The sequence below is a fragment of the Bradyrhizobium sp. USDA 326 genome, from assembly GCF_049739485.1.
Classification (GTDB): domain Bacteria; phylum Pseudomonadota; class Alphaproteobacteria; order Rhizobiales; family Xanthobacteraceae; genus Bradyrhizobium.
Map to the genome: position 1 here is coordinate 2,314,540 of NZ_JBMGQA010000001.1, position 16,687 is coordinate 2,331,226.

Consider the following 16,687-nt stretch of genomic DNA (forward strand, 5'->3'; position numbering starts at 1 on the left):
CCGGGCGCGTCACTTGGTGCGAGCCCGGAATCCATAACCACAGGGCGTAGTTGTGCAGGAAAGCGGGTAACTCCGAATTTTCGCGAAACGGCATCCTGTGGCTATGGGTCTCGGGCTCGCGACTTCGTCGCGCCCCGGGACCAGAAAGCGGGAACCTCGCTCCCCCCACGCACTTATTACGCAGCCGCCGCACCTCGGCGGAACCCGAGGCTGCCCGCGCATGATCGACGATCTCTGGTACAAGAACGGCGTGATCTATTGCCTGTCCGTCGGCTCCTACATGGACGCCAACGGCGACGGCGTCGGCGATTTCAAGGGCCTGTTGCGGCGGCTGGACTATCTGCACGGGCTCGGCATCACCGCGATCTGGCTGATGCCGTTCCAGACCTCGCCGGGCCGCGACGACGGCTACGACATCGCTGACTATTACAGCGTCGATCCTCGCTACGGCACGCTCGGCGATTTCGTCGAGTTCACTCACGGCTGCAAGCAGCGCGGCATCCGCATCATCATCGACCTCGTCGTCAACCACACCTCGGACCAGCACCATTGGTTCAAGGACGCGCGGCGCGACAAGAACTCACCCTATCGCGACTGGTATGTGTGGTCCGACAAGAAGCCGGCCAATGCCGACGAGGGCATGGTGTTTCCCGGTGTGCAGAAATCGACCTGGACGCGCGACAAGGAAGCCGGCGCCTGGTACTTCCACCGCTTCTATGATTTCCAGCCCGACCTCAACACCTCGAACCCGCATGTCCAGGCCGAGATCCTGAAGATCATGGGCTTCTGGATCCAGCTCGGCGTCTCCGGCTTTCGCATGGACGCGGTGCCGTTCGTGATCGCGACCAAGGGCGCGAAGGTGAAGAAGCCGGTCGAGCAATACGACTTGCTGCGCGCGTTTCGCGAATTTCTGCAATGGCGCCAGGGCGACGCCATCATCCTCGCCGAGGCCAACGTGCTCCCGAAGACCGACATGGAATATTTCGGTCGCGATGCCGACCGCATGCACATGATGTTCAACTTCCACGTCAACCAGCATCTGTTCTACGCGCTGGCCTCCGCCGATTCGCGCCCCTTGGCGAAGGCGCTGAAGGCGACCAAGCCGCGGCCCGCGACGGCGCAATGGGGCCTGTTCCTGCGCAATCACGACGAGCTCGATCTTGGGCGCCTGACCGAGGCGCAGCGGGACACCGTGTTCAAGTGCTTCGGACCCGACAAGGACATGCAGCTCTACGACCGCGGCATCCGCCGCCGCCTTGCGCCCATGTTGGGCGGCGACCGCAGGCGGCTCGAGCTCGCCTACAGCCTGATGTGCACGCTGCCGGGAACGCCTGTGATTCGCTACGGCGATGAGATCGCGATGGGCGACGATCTCTCGTTGCCCGAACGCAATTGCGCGCGCACGCCGATGCAATGGTCGACCGAACCGCATGGCGGCTTCACCAAGAGCGACAAGCCGGCCTGCCCTGTCATCGACAAGGGTCCTTACGGTTTTGAGCACGTCAATGTCGCCAAGCAGCGGCGCGATCCGAATTCCATGCTGAACTGGACCGAGCGCATCGTCCGCATGCGCAAGGAGGTGCCGGAAGTGGGCTGGGGTGATTTCACTGTCATCCCGATGCGCGATCCCGCCGTGTTCATCATGCGTTATGACTGGCGCAACAATTCGGTGCTGTTCGTGCACAATCTCGACGAGAAGCCGCGCGAGATCGCGTTCTCGGCCGGACTACCCCGCGATACCGGCGCGCACCTGATCAACCTGCTCGCGGAGGACCACAGCCACGCCGACAAGCGCGGCCATCATCGCATCGTGCTGGAGCCGTATGGCTATCGCTGGTATCGGGTCGGGGGGCTGGACTATCTGTTGAAACGGAGTGACATCGACGGCGACACCGTGGGCGGGAAGAAGCATCCGGGATAGCTAGAAATGTCGAATCTGCCCTGCCGTTTCAACGATCGTCATTGCGAGCGCAGCGAAGCAATCCAGACTGTCGCCGCGGAGAAACTCTGGATTGCATCGTCGCAAGGGCTCCTCGCAATGACGGGGAGAGAGCGTCGGTCATCCGCAACCGTTGCGACGGCTACGAAGGCGGCGCCACCACCACGCCTTCATTGCCGCGCAAATCCAGCACGCCTTCGATCTCCTCACCTTCGCGGTCCAGGAACGTCGACAGCAGGATGCTGCTGCCGAATCGGATCGCGCTGGTGGTCACCGCGACCGGCTCGGGGCCGAGATTGAGCGCCACGATGACCGCCCTGCCGCCGGCCTCGCGGCGGTAGATCAGGAGATCGCCTTGCGCCGAGATCGGATGATAGTCGCCCGCGACCAGCGGGGGACAGTCCCCCCGCAAGTCGATCAGGCGCTTGTAGAGATTGAGGATCGAACGCGGATCGGCGTCGAGATTGGCCACATTCTCGCGGATATGATCCTCCGGCAGCGGCAGCCACGGCCTCGCTTGCGAAAAGCCGGCGAAGTTCGACGAATCCCATTGCATCGGCGTGCGGCAGCCGTCGCGGCCGACGCCGATGCCGGGCACGTTCTTCTCGAAGGGATCACGTACGTCCTCCGGCGCGATCGCGAGCTGGTGCATGCCGATCTCGTCGCCGTAATAGAGCGTCGGCGTGCCGCGCAGCGTCAGCAGCAGCATGGCCGCGACGCGGGCCTGCTCCGGCCCGACGCGGCTTGCCACGCGCGGCCGATCATGATTGCCGAGCACCCAGTTCGGCCAGGCGCCCTTCGGCAGCGCCTTCTCGTAATCCTCGATGATCGTCTCGATCGAGCGCGCGCTCCAGAAGGTCGAGAGCAGCGCAAAGTTGAACGGCATCTGCGCGCCGGTGAGATCGTTACCGTAATAGGCCATGAGGCGGTGCAGCGGCAGATAGATCTCGCCGATCAAGACGCGGGCGCCATAGGAATCGGTAACGCGCCGCATCTCGGCAATGACATCGTGCACTTCCGGCTGGTCGGTCGAGTACTGCGTCAGGATCTTCTCGTTCGGCGGCCGGCCCTCGACATAATGCGGGTTGGGCGGGTTGTCGCGGAATTCGGCGTCCTTGATCAGGTGCCAGATCACGTCGACGCGAAAACCGTCGACGCCCTTGTCCAGCCAGAACCGCATCACGTCGTAGATCGCGGCGCGGACGTCCGGATTGCGCCAGTTCAGGTCCGGCTGCTGGGCGAGGAAGGCGTGATAATAATACTGACCCGTGGTCTCGTCGAATTGCCACGCACTGCCGCCGAATTCGGACAGCCAGTTGTTGGGCACGCCGCCGTCATGCGCCGGATCACGCCAGATGTACCAGTCGCGCTTGGGATTGTCGCGCGAGGCGCGGCTCTCGACGAACCAGGGATGCTGGTCCGAGGTGTGGTTCGGCACGAGATCGAGGATCAGCTTCAGGCCCTTGTCATGGGCAGCCGCGAGCAGCGCGTCGAAATCGGCCATCGTGCCGAACAGCGGCTCGATGCCGACGTAATCCGAGATGTCGTAGCCGAAATCGGCCATCGGCGAGGGAAAGATCGGCGACAGCCAGATTGCGTCGACGCCGAGCGACTTGACGTAAGGCAGCCGCCTGAGAATGCCGGCGAGGTCGCCGACGCCGTCGCCGTTCGAGTCCTGAAACGAGCGCGGATAGATCTGATAGAAGATGCCGTCGCGCCACCAATTCTCATTGCCTTGAGCCATGCCGAAGACCACCCAAAATCTGCGCCTTGCGCGGGAGAACGCGACAGCAACGCCCGGGTTCAAATTGGCAGGCCAATTGGGACGGCCGTGTGACGGGGGCCGCGGCTGTTCCCGAACCTCTCGTCCGAATCTTTTGCGAATCTTTTGCTTGGCGGACTGACAAAAATCGGCATTGTGGCGCCATGACCGAGCAAACTGACACCCAGGACTCCTCGCCACCCAAGGCGGGCGCGATCATCGTTCCCGTGACGCTGTTCGAGCAGAACTGCACCATCATCTGGGACGAGCCCACCAAGAAAGCCGTGGTGATCGATCCCGGCGGCGACGTGCCGAAGATCCTGGACGCGATTAAGCAGACCGGCGTCACCGTGGAGAAGATCTGGCTGACCCACGGCCACATCGATCATGTCGGTGGCGCTGCGGACTTGCGCGATGCGCTGAAGGTGCCGATCGAGGGCCCGCATGTCGCGGACAAGTTCCTGCTCGACAACGTGGTCGAGAGCGGCGCCCGCTTCGGCATGACCGGCGTGCGCGATTTCGCGCCGGACCGCTGGCTCGACGAAGGCGACAGCGTGTCGATCGGCGACTTACAGTTCGACATCTTCCACTGTCCCGGCCACTCGCCCGGCAGCGTGGTGTTCTTCAACAAGGCGCTGCGCTTCGCCCATGTCGGCGACGTCCTGTTCGCGGGCTCGGTCGGACGTACCGATCTGCCCGGGGGCAGTCACGCCACGCTTATCAATTCGATCAAGACAAAGCTGCTGCCGCTCGGCGACGATGTCGGCTTCATCTGCGGCCATGGCGCAGGCTCGAGCATCGGCCAGGAGCGGATGACCAATCCGTTCATCACCGGCGAGATGTAGCAACGAACTCCGCTATCGTCACCGACAGTCCGCCACAAACTCCGCCGTCGTCCCGGACAAGCGCAGATCCGGATCCATAATCACAGGGAGACGTGGTTACGGGGACTCGGAGTTACGCTTTGGCGCCTCACTCAATCCTGGGAGTATGGGTCGCGGATCGGCGCGCGCTTGGGGCGCGCTTGTCCGGGACGACAGCGGGGATGGAGCTATTTCATCAACCCGGCCGCCGTGAGCGCGCGCGTGATGATCTGGCCGAGATCGAAGCCGTGAGACTTTTCTCGCTGCGGCTCGGCCTGCTCTTCGGCAATTGCTGCACGGATCGAGCGGGCGAGATGCGGCGCGGGCGACTGCGCCGGCTTCGTTGCAGGCTTCATTGCAGCCTTGACCTCCACCTTCTTGGTCGCCGCGTCTGGAATCCAGCCGGTGAGGCCGAAGAACTTTGCGATGTGGTAGGACGAGGAAATGCCGGCCTCGATCAGGAACGCGCCTTCGACGCCGTAGCGCTGATCGTTATCGGCGATCCCAAGCGGCGTGCCATGCGCCATATCAGTGATGGCGAAGGATTCGACCAGCGTTTCGCCGTCCTTGTTCCACCAGGCCTGGCGCGGATAGCCGTCGACGACCGTCTCCGCCATCGGCGCGTCAGGCAGGCCGTGCAGGTCGAGCCATTGCTTGACGATCTCGTTGGCGTTGCCGGGATTGACGGTGCGGTCGGCGCTGCCGTGCCACACGGAGACCTTCGGCCAGGGCCCGCCATGGTCAGAGGCGCTGCGCACGAGATCGCCGAGCTCGCGCGCGGGACGCGCGGGGGAATGAAACATGCCGTCGAGCGCCTCGCGCAAATTCGAGGCGATGCCATAGGGCAGCCCGGCAATGATCGCGCCGGCCGCGAAGACTTCCGGATAGGTTGCGAGCATCACCGACGTCATGCCGCCGCCGGCCGACAGGCCGGTGATGAAAACGCGCCTGTGATCGATGCGGTGCGCCTCGACCATGCGCGCGATCATCTCGCGGATCGAATGCGCCTCGCCGCTGCCGCGCACCGTATCTTCCGGATTGAACCAGTTGAAGCAGGTGTTGCCGTTGTTGACGCGCTGCTGCTCGGGCATCAGCAGCGCGAAGCCATAGTGCCTTGCCAGCGTCGACCAGCCCGCGCCGAGATCGTAAGCCGCCGCGGTTTGCCCGCAGCCATGCAGCACGACGACCAGCGCGCGCGGCTTCTGCAATTGCGCCGGCACGAACGTGAACATGCGCAATGCTCCGGGATTGTCGCCGAAGCCAATAACCTCCTCCAAGGGGCTCGATGAATCAGCGCCGCGGCCGAGCTCGGCAAAGCGCAATCCGTCCAGCCTCGGCAGACGTCTCAAGAGATCGATATTTTTGGCTAGCGACACGGCAGCTTCCTGGTGGGCGACGTTCAACGTCAGTCCAACCAGATAGTTGCTGCATTGCAAAATAAAAAGACCGTGCGCTGTCAATCGAACGAAAATCGCGGGAAATCCCGCTGAAATCGGCAGGTATTAACCGCATTGCCTCAACTTCGTACCGATGCACGACGCATCCACGCCAGAAATGCGGCACAGATCATAATCAATGTCACAAACAGCACGAGCGACGCGAGGAATCCTGCGCGCGCTGATTGCAGGGCTTCGACGGCGAAGAATGCCGCACCGATTGCGGCCACTCCGGCCGCATTTCCGATCTGCGCCGTGGTGCCGTAGATGCCGGAGGCCGAGCCTGCGGCGACAGGCTTCACCGTCGAGAGCACCGCGCCCGAGAGCGGCGCCATCACCAATCCTTGACCATAGCCGAAGATGATCATGGTGAACGCGAGCAGGAGCGGCGACGGCGCATCGACACAGCCTGCGACAAGCGCAAGTGCGGCGAGGCCGACGACCTGAAGCGCGCAGCCTTCGAGCAAAACTCTGGTGCCGCGATGGCGCGCCCGCACCCCGCTGTGGCGCGAGGCCACGACGAAGGCGAGCGCGAGCGGAATGAAGGCCATGCCGGCCGCGAGCGGCGGGATCTTGAGGCCCCGCTGCATGAACAGCGTCATCACCAGATAGAACGAGAGATTGGCGAAGAAGAAAAAGAAGGCGGCGCCGAGGCCGCGCAGGAAACCGGCGTCCGCCAGCAGCGTGAGGTCGATCAGCGGCATGCCGCCGGCGCGTGCGACCGCCTGCTCCAGCTTCAGGAACGCGGCGAGGATCACGCCGCCGCTTCCCATCACCGCCCACAGCCACGGTGCCCAGCCGACATCGTGGCCGAACAGCAGCGGGCCGATCAGGCACAACAGTCCCGCGAACAGCACCACGCTGCCCTTGATGTCGAGCCTTGTACCTGATCGCCGCGATGTCGACGGCATGATGCGCCAGGCGGCAGCCGCGATGACGAGGCCAAACGGCACGTTGACGAAGAACACCGAGCGCCAACCAGCGCCGGCGAGGTCGATTGTGACAAGAAAACCGCCGAGCAGGAAGCCTGCGGCGCCCGCAAGCCCGAGCACGACACCGTAAATGGCGAAGGCACGGCTGCGCGACTCATCGGTGAACAAGAGGTGCAGCGTCGCCAGCACCTGCGGGACCATCAACGCCGCGGTCGCGCCCTGCGCCAGCCGCGCGACGATCAGTTCCGCCCCAGATTGCGAGAGGCCGCACCAGAGCGAGGTCAGGGTGAAGCCGAGCAGGCCCGCGAGGAACACGATCTTCGTGCCGTGGATGTCGCCCAGGCGGCCGCCGGTCACGACCAGCGTGGCATAGGCGATCAGGTAGATCGCGATGATGGATTCGATCTGGGCCGGCGAAGCCTTCAGGTCGACCGCAATGGTGGGAATGGCGACGTTGACCACGAAGGCGTCGACGCCGAACATGAACTGGGCGGCCACGACGATGGCCAGCACCCACCAACGACGGGACGAATCGATTTGCTTTGTGACGATTTGATGCATTGGCGCACGAATCTGGACTCGCGGCCCGATGATTTCAGATCGCGTACGGTGTCGCGATTACCTCACAGGTAGGATTCGCGTGCCCTTCGCCACTGGCGAAGGGGAAAGCCCCGGGCATGGCGCTGTGGAGCGCCTGCACGCAAGCGTGAGAAGAGGAAGAAGACCCACGCATGCCAGCATTCCGCAACACGGGACATCGTGCGATTGCCTTCGTGCCATCGGGCACGTAGCCTGACCCTCTCAACAAACAGAAAATCAAACCGGAGAGATCGTCATGGCGCGCCTGAAGTTCGGAGCCTTCCTTGCCCCGCATCACCCGATCGGGGAGCATCCGATGCTCCAGTTCCGGCGGGATCTCGACCTCGTCGAGCAGCTGGACGCACTCGGCTATGACGAGTTCTGGTGCGGCGAGCATCATTCGTCCGGCTGGGAGATGATCGCCTCGCCCGAGATGTTCCTGGCCGCGGCCGGCGAGCGCACCAAGCGGATCAAGCTCGGCACCGGCGTGGTGTCACTGCCCTATCATCATCCCTTCAACGTCGCCCAGCGCATGGTGCAGCTCGACCACATGACCGGCGGCCGCGCCATCTTCGGCTCCGGCCCGGGCGCGCTCGCCTCGGATGCGCACACGCTCGGCATCGATCCGATGACGCAGCGCGACCGCCAGGACGAAGCGATCGGCATCATCCGCCGCCTCTTCAACGGCGAGCGCGTCACCGCCAAGAGCGACTGGTTCACGATGAACGACGCCGCGCTGCAGATCCTGCCCTTGCAGGAGGAGATGCCGTTCGTGGTGGCCTCGCAGATCTCGCCGTCCGGCATGACGCTCGCCGGCAAATACGGCATCGGCATCATCTCGCTGGGCTCGATGACGACGCAGGGCCTGATGTCGCTGCAGCAGCAATGGCAGTTCGCCGAGGATGCCGCCAGGAAGCACGGCACCACGGTGAACCGTGCGGACTGGCGCGTGCTGCTGACTTTCCACATCGCCGAGACCCGCGAGCAGGCGCGCCGCGAAGCGGGCGCCGGGCTGATGCGCTGGCACAACGAATATAATGTCGGCACGTTGCAGCGGCCGGGCCTCACCGCATTCTCCTCGCCGGACGAGGCCGTCGACAAGACCGCCTTCGTCGAGGGCGCCGCGTCCACCATCGGCACGCCCGACGATCTCGTCAAAACCATCAAGAACGTGATGCAGGTCTCCGGCGGCGTCGGCGCCATCATCGGCTTCGTGCATGACTGGGCCAATCCGGAAGCGACGCGGAGGAGCTGGGACATGGTGGCGCGCTACGTCGTGCCGGAGATCAACGGCTATATCGACGGGCTGCGCAGGTCGCAAAAATTCGTGATCGAGAACCGCGCGATCTTCGAGCGTGCGGGACAGGCCGTGATGGCCAAGATCATGGAGAACGAAAAGGCCGCCGAGGCGTTGAAGGTCACCGGCCCCGGCCGCGTCGCCATTCCCGCCGTCAACGCCCCGGATCTGCAGAAGGAAGCCGCGAAGCGGTAGGCTCAACGCGATGTAGAATCGGTGCGAGCGGTTGGCTGGGTTCACCTCTCTCCGGCGGAAAGAGGTGAACCGCACCGCGGCGCTTTTTGCAGGTGAGAGCCGCCACGTCATTCTCGTCCAACCGTGCTATGCTGGCTCTGTCAGTCGAGCGCGACCGCGAGCCTGTTCGGTCAGCCAACCGGAGCAATCGTCATGTCGATGCAGAATGTGGCCGCCCCCGCACTTCAGTTCACCCCGCCGAGGCGCAATGAGCTGACCCACATTCCCGGCGACGAAGGCTGGCCGATCATCGGCAAGACGTTTCGGGTGCTCGCCGACCCAAAGGGCCATATCGAAGCGAACGGCGCCAAATACGGCCTGGTCTACCGTACGCATTTTTTCGGCGAGACCAACGTCGTGCTGCTCGGCCCCGAGGCCAACGAGCTCGTGCTGTTCGACCAGCAAAAGCTGTTCTCCTCGACGCATGGCTGGAACAAGGTTCTGGGACTGCTGTTTCCGCGCGGATTGATGCTGCTCGATTTCGACGAGCATCGCCTGCATCGCAAGGCGCTGTCGGTCGCGTTCAAGTCCGGGCCGATGAAGTCCTATCTCGGCGATCTCGACCGCGGCATTTCTGCGCGCGTCGCGCAATGGAAGGTAAAGCGAGGGGAGATGCTGCTCTATCCGGCGATGAAGCAGCTCACGCTCGATCTCGCTGCGGCCTCATTCCTCGGCGCCGATATCGGGCCGGAGGTCGACGAGATCAACCGCGCCTTCGTCGACATGGTCGCCGCCTCCGTCTCGCCGGTCCGCCGCCCCCTGCCCGGCACCCAGATGGCGCGAGGGGTGAAGGGACGCAAGCGCATCGTCGCCTATTTCCGGGAGCAGATTCCGCTGCGCCGCGGCAATCATGGCGGCGACGATCTGTTCTCGCAGCTCTGCCGCGCAACCCATGAGGACGGCGCGCTGCTCTCGGAGCAGGACATCATCGACCACATGAGCTTCCTGATGATGGCGGCGCACGACACGCTGACCTCGTCGCTGACCTCCTTCATCGGCGAACTCGCCGCCAATCCTGAATGGCAGGACAGGCTGCGCGCGGAGGTGCTCGCGCTCGGGCTTGCCCCGGGGGCGCCGAGCAGCTTCGACGATCTCGAAAAGATGCCGCTGTCGGAGATGGCGTTCAAGGAAGCGCTACGGATCAGGCCGCCGGTGCCGTCGATGCCGCGCCGCGCGATGCGCGATTTCAGCTTCAAGGGGTTTGCGATCCCCGCCGGCACCGCCGTCGGCATCAATCCGCTCTACACGCACCACATGAAGGACATCTGGCCGGAGCCGGCCCGCTTCGATCCCTTGCGCTTCACCGAGGAAGCGCAGCGTGGCCGCCAGCGCTTCGCCTTCGTGCCGTTCGGCGGCGGCGCGCATATGTGCCTCGGCCTGCATTTCGCCTACATGCAGGCGAAATGTTTCGCGCGGCACTTCTTGCAGAATATCGAGGTGTCGCTGGAGCCGGGCTACAAGCCGGACTGGCAGATGTGGCCGATCCCGAAGCCACGGGACGGGCTGCGGGTGCGCGTGAAGGCGGTTTAGCGCTCAACTCTCGTGTCCCGGACGCGCGCAGCGCGAGCCGGGACTCAGAAAGCCAGAGGGCAAGCTGCTGCGGATAGATGGGCCCGGCTCTGCGGAGCGGCACTTCGCGCCGCACCGCGTCCGGGGCACGAAAGCTGTCCGCTACGCCTGATCGAACGCCTTGCGCAGCGCCACGTAGCCCTGCTGCTGCTGGCTCCAGTTGCGGCCGCCGGTGATGGCGCCGTCGACGACGAGGTCGTGGCCGTTGACGAAGCTGGATTCGTCGCTGGCCAGGAACACCGCGGCATGGGCGATATCATCGGGAAGGCCGGCACGCGGGATCGGCTGCGCGGTCTTGTAGACCTCGCGCATCACCGCCGGCGTCTTCTCCGCCGCGTCGGTCGAGAGCCCCAGCGCCTTGCCGAAGATGCCTGTTGCGATCGCGCCGGGCGAGATCGAGTTGACGCGGACGTTGGATTCGCCGAGCTCCATCGCCACGCATTTGGTGAGATGGATCACCGCCGCCTTGGCCGCGCTATAGACCATCGACGACGAGAAGCCGGCGAGGCGGCCGGCGATGCTGCCATTGTTGATGATGCTGCCTGCCCCCTGCTTCTTCATGTAGGGCGCGGCGTGCTTCATGCCGAGCATGACGCTGCGCACCAGCGTCGCCATCGCCGCGTCGAACCGCTCGACCTCGAGGCCCTCGATGCCGCCGGTCTGCGCCGGCCCGCCGGCATTGTTGAACAGGCAATCGATCTTGCCGAACTTGTCGACCGCGAGCGCGATCAGCGCCTGCATCTGCGCTTCGACCGTAACGTCGGTCTGGCGGAAGATGCAATTGGCCCCGAGTTGCTTCGCCAGTGCCTCGCCTTCCGGTACGCGCCGCCCCGCGATCACAATTTTGGCACCTTCGGCAACGAAGACTTCCGCAGTGCGCAATCCGATCCCGCTTGTCGCCCCCGTGATCACCGCAACCTTGCCGTCCAGCCTGCCCATGGAATGTTCCTGTTTTCGAGCGATTTGATGCCAAATGGCGAATGTCGGCCGCCGCCGTCGCCGGAGCCGCCACTATTCCTGCCCGCTTCCGACAAGGCAAGCTATGCTTGTGCGGGCGGCATGCGTAACATTCTCACGGGCCGCTCGATGTTCGAACGCATATCGCAACTGGGCTGCGCATGGGGAAGCTGATCGACGAGTTCCGCAAGGGCTGGCAGGGCGCGGCGTCGCCTTCGCTCGGTCTGAGCATCTCGTTTGCGGCAATCTGCCTGTTGGCCGCAACCCTGGTCCGCTGGGGGCTCGCTCAGGTTCGTCCGGACATCTACTTCACGCCTTACTTTCCGGCCGTGTTTTTTGCAGCTGCCCTGGGAGGATTCCGGATCGGCGTGATCACCGCGCTGATCGGCGGCGTGCTCGGAGTCGTCCTGAATTTCGGCGATGCCTTTGCCGATCGCGCGCGGTTTGCCCTGCTGGCGCTTTACTGGGCCGTCTGCGCGATAACCATCTGGGGTGTCGAGCACTATCGCACCATGCTGGCCGAGCAGCGCCGGATCTCAAGACGCCTCATCGAGGAAGAAGAGTATCGCAAGCTGCTGGTCGAGGAACTCCAGCACCGGCTGAAGAACAAGCTGTCGACGGTGCATGCCGTGCTGCACCAGGTGCTGCACGACCACCCGCAGGTCTGGGCCCGGGTCGATCCCAGGCTGCGCTCGCTGGCCGCAACGGACGATCTGATCTCGCGGATCGACAAGGGCGGCTGCGATATCCGCGACCTCCTGATCTCGGAACTCGGTCCCTATGGCCATGTCCGCTTCACCCTCAATGGCGATCGGTTGTTCCTGCCGCCGAAGCTCGCAGTCACGCTGTCATTGATGTTTCACGAGCTTGCCACCAATGCGGGCAAGTACGGCGCATTCTCCTCGCCGCGCGGCCTGTTACAGGTGTCCTGGACCATCAGCGACGACCGCCTGACCATCACCTGGGACGAAACCGAAGGGCCGAGTGTGGACAAGGTGTCCGAGCCCGGCTTCGGCACCAAGTTGCTGAAATCGGCATTGTCGTCCTTCGATGGCAGGACCGAGATCTCGTATCTGAAGACCGGGCTGCATTGCATCATGCAGTGCCGAATCCCACGAAGCGAATAGAACGCGAGAGGTCCGCTCCTCCCGCTTGCGGCATGGCGCAAGCGCATTTGCGATATTGCGCGAGATGAGCACGCGCCTCGTCCTCGAGACGACCGCTTCGCGGTCTCCTCAGCATGAGACTAAGCGGCATCGGTGCTCGCGTGATATCGCGCAGCGCACTCCGGTCCTCATCCTGAGGCCCGCCCACGGCGGGCATCTCGAAGGATGGCCGCAGCAGCGAAATCGCTCCCACGCGCATACCTCGCTCGCAGTTTCACTTGACGCATTGACCCTCTGTTAATGACGATCGCCGGCGCGCGTCGCATCGTCGCAAGTTTTCTCCAAAACACCCCCGTATTTCTCCTAGCCCCTTAACCAAACTTAAGAGGGAACTGCCCAAGATCGCGCCCATTGCAAAGGCGCGCCGAAACAACAAGATTCATGACTTGTATGAACGACAATCGATATTCCGGCGCGACTGAAGCCGAGCTCAGTTTTCTCAAGGAAATCGTTAGAATGCTGCCGGCCGGCCTCACCGTGCAGGACGCGCATGGCGAGCTTCTGCTGGTCAACGACGCCGCCGCCGCCCAGCTCGGCATGGACGGCAGCCGTCCCTCACCCGATCTGGCTCCGCGACACGAAGCCTGCCGGCAGGCACTGAGCGCCGGGCAGGCGGTCGTGACCGAGGAGGCGCTTCACGTCGGCGCCGCGCGGCAGGTGCTGCTCACGACCCATCGTCCTGTTCGCCTCGCCGGACGCGAGCTCCTGATCTCGGCGTCCTCCGACATCACCGAACAGAAGAATTTCGAGGACCAGCTGTTCCGCTCGGCCTATTTCGACGAGCTGACCGGGTTGCCCTCGCGGCGCGTGATCGAGCATCACGCCAATAATCTGCTCGCGAAAGATCGTGGCGCCGAGCGTTTCGCGCTGGCCTTTCTCGACGTCGACAATTTCAAGCACATCAACGACTATTACGGCCACTCCGTGGGAGACGCGCTGCTGGTCGAGCTGTCGAGGCGGCTCGGGCGCGACCTGCGCGATTCCGACATGCTGTCGCGCATCTCCGGCGACGAATTCCTGCTGCTGCTCTCCCCGATCCAGAGCCAGGAGGAAGTCGCCGAGTTCATGCAATCGACGCTGGAGCGGCTGACCGCACCGTTCTTCATCGACAATTCGGAAGTCTTTGCATCGACCTCCGTCGGCATCAGCCTCTATCCCGACCACGGAAGCAGCTTCGAGACGCTGCGACAGAACGCCGACATCGCGATGTACCGCATCAAGAACGACGGCAAGGGACTGGCCGCCTTCTTCGACGCCAGCATGGAGCGGGAGGCGCAGGCGCGGATGAAGGTCGAGCAGTCGCTGCGGCTCGCCATCCTGGAAAAGCGCTTCTGCTGCGCCTTCCAGTCCAAGGTCGACATCCGCACACAGGCGGTGAAGGGCATCGAGGCATTGGTGCGCCTGCGCGACGACGAAGGCGTGATCCAGGCCCCCGGCTCGTTCATCAATCTTGCCGGCGAGCTCGGGCTGATCGACGAGCTGACTCATCTCGTGCTCGCCGAGATCGTCAAATCGATCGACCTGATCAACGACACGTTCGGCGCGGAAGCGATCATCAGCATCAACGTCGCCGCCAAGCAGGCCGGCAATCCGGAGTTCATGCGCAGCTTTGCGCAGGCGCTGGACGACACCGGCTTTCCCCAGCGCTTCATGATCGAGGTGACGGAGGACGCCTTCGTCGCCAAGAATCATTTCCAGGCCGAGATCCTGCCGATGTTCCGCAAGCTCGGCGTCGGCATCTCCATCGACGATTTCGGCACAGGTTATTCCTCGCTTTCGGCGCTGGCCGACATCACCGCGGACGAGATCAAGATCGACCGCTCCTTCATCACCGACATCCACAAGCGCCCGCGCAGCCAGGGCATCCTGCGCGCGATCGAATCCTTGAGCGAAGCGCTCGGCATGACGGTGATCGCCGAAGGCATCGAATCCTACGAGGAGCTCGCCTATCTCCAGGCGGCAACGAAGATCCGCTTCGCGCAGGGCTACTACTTCTCCCGGCCGATCTTCCTGGAGGAGCTGAAGCTCGCAACGCCCGTTTCCAGCGAAGCGCGGGTCAGCGTGGCGAGCCGCCCGATGCAGCAGAACCGCCAGGGCTATTCGCGGGCGAGCGGGTATCGGCGGTAGGGGCTGCAATCTCGCTGTCGTCCCGGGTTCGCTACGCGCCCCGGGACGACAGCAAATGCTGAGCTGACTTCAGCGCTATTCCCTCTTGAGCGCCTTTTCCCCCTTTGAAATTGCTGGCCTTTTGCTAATACACAGGCGGACCTCCCCGAGGTATCTCATGTCTGCGCCTTCCTCCTCGATCAGCGATCCCGTCTATCTCCGTGCGCGCGCGATGGAGACGCTGTTCGCGCGGCTGGAACAGCTCTGCGAAGGTGCCATTGCGATCGATCGCGGCGGACGTGTCGTCTACGTCAACGAGAAATACCTTGCCGCGCTCGGTCTCAACCATGCCGGCGAGGCGATCGGCCGCTCGATCGAGGAGGTCATCCCGAACAGCCTGATGCGGAAGGTGGCCGAGACCGGCGAGCCGATCCTGCTCGACATCATGGCGCTCGGCGGCGAGCAGCTCGTCGTCACCCGCATGCCGATCGAGGACGAGAACGGGACGGTGATCGGCGCGATTGGATTCGTGCTCTATGATCATCTCGAAAGCCTGAAACCGCTGCTCGCCCGCGTCGCCCAGCTCGAGAGCGATCTGCGGCTGGCGCGGCGGCAATTGTCCAACGCCCGCGCGGCGCGTTTCACGTTCGCCGATTTCGTCGGCAGCACGCCCGCCATCGCGCAGGCCAAGGAGCTCGCAAGCCGTGCAGCGCGGCAGAGCGTCACCGTGCTGCTCACCGGAGAGACCGGAACGGGAAAGGAGATGCTGGCGCAGGCGATTCACAACGCCTCCTCGCGCGCGGAGAAGCCGTTCGTCAGCGTCAACGTCGCCGCCATCCCGGACACGCTGATCGAGTCGGAGTTCTTCGGCACTGCGCCGGGCGCCTATACCGGCGCCGACCGCAGGGGGCGCGAGGGCAAATTCCGCATTGCCGACGGCGGCACGCTGTTCCTCGACGAGATCGGCGAGATGCCGCTGCAATTGCAGGCCAAGCTGCTGCGCGTGCTCCAGGAGCGCGAGATCGAGCCGCTCGGCTCGGACAAGATCTCGAAGGTGGACGTGCGCGTGATCGCCGCCACCAATGTGGATTTGCGCAAGCGCGTCAGCGACGGCGCGTTCCGGCCCGACCTTTATTATCGGCTCAACGTGCTCGCGATCGAGCTGCCGCCGCTGCGCCATTGCCTCGATGATCTCCCCGACATCTGCGCCAGGCTGCTCGACGACATCAGCGGATCGGGCGACTACGTCAAGGCGAAGATCACACCGAGCGCGCTCGCCGCGCTCGCGCGCTATGACTGGCCGGGCAATGTCCGCGAGCTCCGCAACATCCTCGAGCGCGCGCTGATCCTCAGCGATTCCGGGCGGCTGACCGGCGAGGATGTCGCGCGCATCCTCCCCGTCGACACCGAGGTCAGGCTTGCACCGCCCGCGCGCCCGGCCGGAGCGGTGGTGCCCTACGCCGAGGCCGAGGCCGAGTTCGAAAAGCAGACGCTGGAGCAGGCGCTTGCCGCCAGCAACGGCCAGATCACCGAGGCCGCCAGGATGCTGCGGATCTCGCGCGCGACCTTCTACAAGAAGCTCGCCAAGTTCGGCCTCGCCACGGGACCGGCTGCCGTCTGAGTTTCGAGACTCCCTCTGTCCGGAGTCTCGGATTCCGAACACGGTGCCCGGCTACTCCCTGCCCGCGGACATGCGGAAATCGCCTTAGCTTTGGCCGCTTTCCGCGCATTGAGGGCATCTGGCGCAGACCTTGCTCTCTGCTGCCTTCTCTCATGGGGAGCAAGCTGTTCCAGGGCCGATCTCCACGATAAGATCAACGCAAAACAATAACGGCATACGGTCGAAG

11 protein-coding genes are annotated in these 16,687 nt (G+C 64.1%); 7 read left to right on the plus strand and 4 right to left on the minus strand.

The annotated features are described in order from the left end of the window. Nucleotides 1-220 precede the first annotated feature (220 nt). Nucleotides 221-1,921: an alpha-amylase family protein gene (locus ABIG06_RS11025; RefSeq protein WP_370136373.1), complete on the plus strand. Its 1,701-nt coding sequence runs from the start codon at nt 221-223 to the stop codon at nt 1,919-1,921. 160 nt (nt 1,922-2,081) lie between these two features. Here the strand turns inward: ABIG06_RS11025 and ABIG06_RS11030 are convergent, their stop codons facing one another. Further along, nucleotides 2,082-3,683: an alpha-amylase family glycosyl hydrolase gene (locus tag ABIG06_RS11030; protein ID WP_370136376.1), complete on the minus strand. Its 1,602-nt coding sequence runs from the start codon at nt 3,681-3,683 to the stop codon at nt 2,082-2,084. Nucleotides 3,684-3,865: 182 nt separating this feature from the next. Here ABIG06_RS11030 and ABIG06_RS11035 point away from each other — a divergent pair, with 182 nt between their 5' ends. Further along, on the plus strand, nt 3,866-4,546 hold the full coding sequence (locus tag ABIG06_RS11035) for an MBL fold metallo-hydrolase (protein WP_370136378.1): 681 nt from the start codon (nt 3,866-3,868) through the stop codon (nt 4,544-4,546). Nucleotides 4,547-4,752: 206 nt separating this feature from the next. Here ABIG06_RS11035 and ABIG06_RS11040 read toward each other — a convergent pair whose 3' ends face one another. Then, nucleotides 4,753-5,940, minus strand: a complete 1,188-nt coding sequence (locus ABIG06_RS11040; RefSeq protein ID WP_370136380.1) for an extracellular catalytic domain type 1 short-chain-length polyhydroxyalkanoate depolymerase — start codon at nt 5,938-5,940, stop codon at nt 4,753-4,755. Nucleotides 5,941-6,080: 140 nt separating this feature from the next. Continuing rightward, complete coding sequence (locus ABIG06_RS11045; RefSeq protein WP_370136382.1) at nt 6,081-7,493, minus strand: MFS transporter; 1,413 nt, start codon at nt 7,491-7,493, stop codon at nt 6,081-6,083. Nucleotides 7,494-7,767: 274 nt separating this feature from the next. Here ABIG06_RS11045 and ABIG06_RS11050 point away from each other — a divergent pair, with 274 nt between their 5' ends. Next, nucleotides 7,768-9,003 carry an LLM class flavin-dependent oxidoreductase gene (locus ABIG06_RS11050; protein ID WP_370136383.1) on the plus strand — a complete coding sequence of 412 codons (1,236 nt, stop codon included), beginning with the start codon at nt 7,768-7,770 and terminating at the stop codon, nt 9,001-9,003. Between the two features lie 192 nt (nt 9,004-9,195). Continuing rightward, nucleotides 9,196-10,572 (plus strand): cytochrome P450, encoded by a 1,377-nt coding sequence (locus ABIG06_RS11055; protein ID WP_424578276.1) that lies wholly within the window; start codon nt 9,196-9,198, stop codon nt 10,570-10,572. A 141-nt stretch (nt 10,573-10,713) separates the two neighbouring features. Here the strand turns inward: ABIG06_RS11055 and ABIG06_RS11060 are convergent, their stop codons facing one another. Beyond that, on the minus strand, nt 10,714-11,550 hold the full coding sequence (locus ABIG06_RS11060) for an SDR family NAD(P)-dependent oxidoreductase (RefSeq protein ID WP_370136387.1): 837 nt from the start codon (nt 11,548-11,550) through the stop codon (nt 10,714-10,716). Between the two features lie 179 nt (nt 11,551-11,729). Here ABIG06_RS11060 and ABIG06_RS11065 point away from each other — a divergent pair, with 179 nt between their 5' ends. From ABIG06_RS11065 to ABIG06_RS11075, 3 genes are all read left to right on the plus strand, one after another. Beyond that, complete coding sequence (locus ABIG06_RS11065; protein WP_370136388.1) at nt 11,730-12,695, plus strand: sensor histidine kinase; 966 nt, start codon at nt 11,730-11,732, stop codon at nt 12,693-12,695. 429 nt (nt 12,696-13,124) lie between these two features. Further along, nucleotides 13,125-14,861: a putative bifunctional diguanylate cyclase/phosphodiesterase gene (locus ABIG06_RS11070; protein ID WP_199751472.1), complete on the plus strand. Its 1,737-nt coding sequence runs from the start codon at nt 13,125-13,127 to the stop codon at nt 14,859-14,861. A gap of 157 nt (nt 14,862-15,018) precedes the next feature. Further along, entirely contained in the window at nt 15,019-16,461 is a 1,443-nt protein-coding gene (locus ABIG06_RS11075; protein ID WP_424578277.1) for a sigma-54 interaction domain-containing protein, read from the plus strand. Nucleotides 16,462-16,687: the final 226 nt, after the last annotated feature.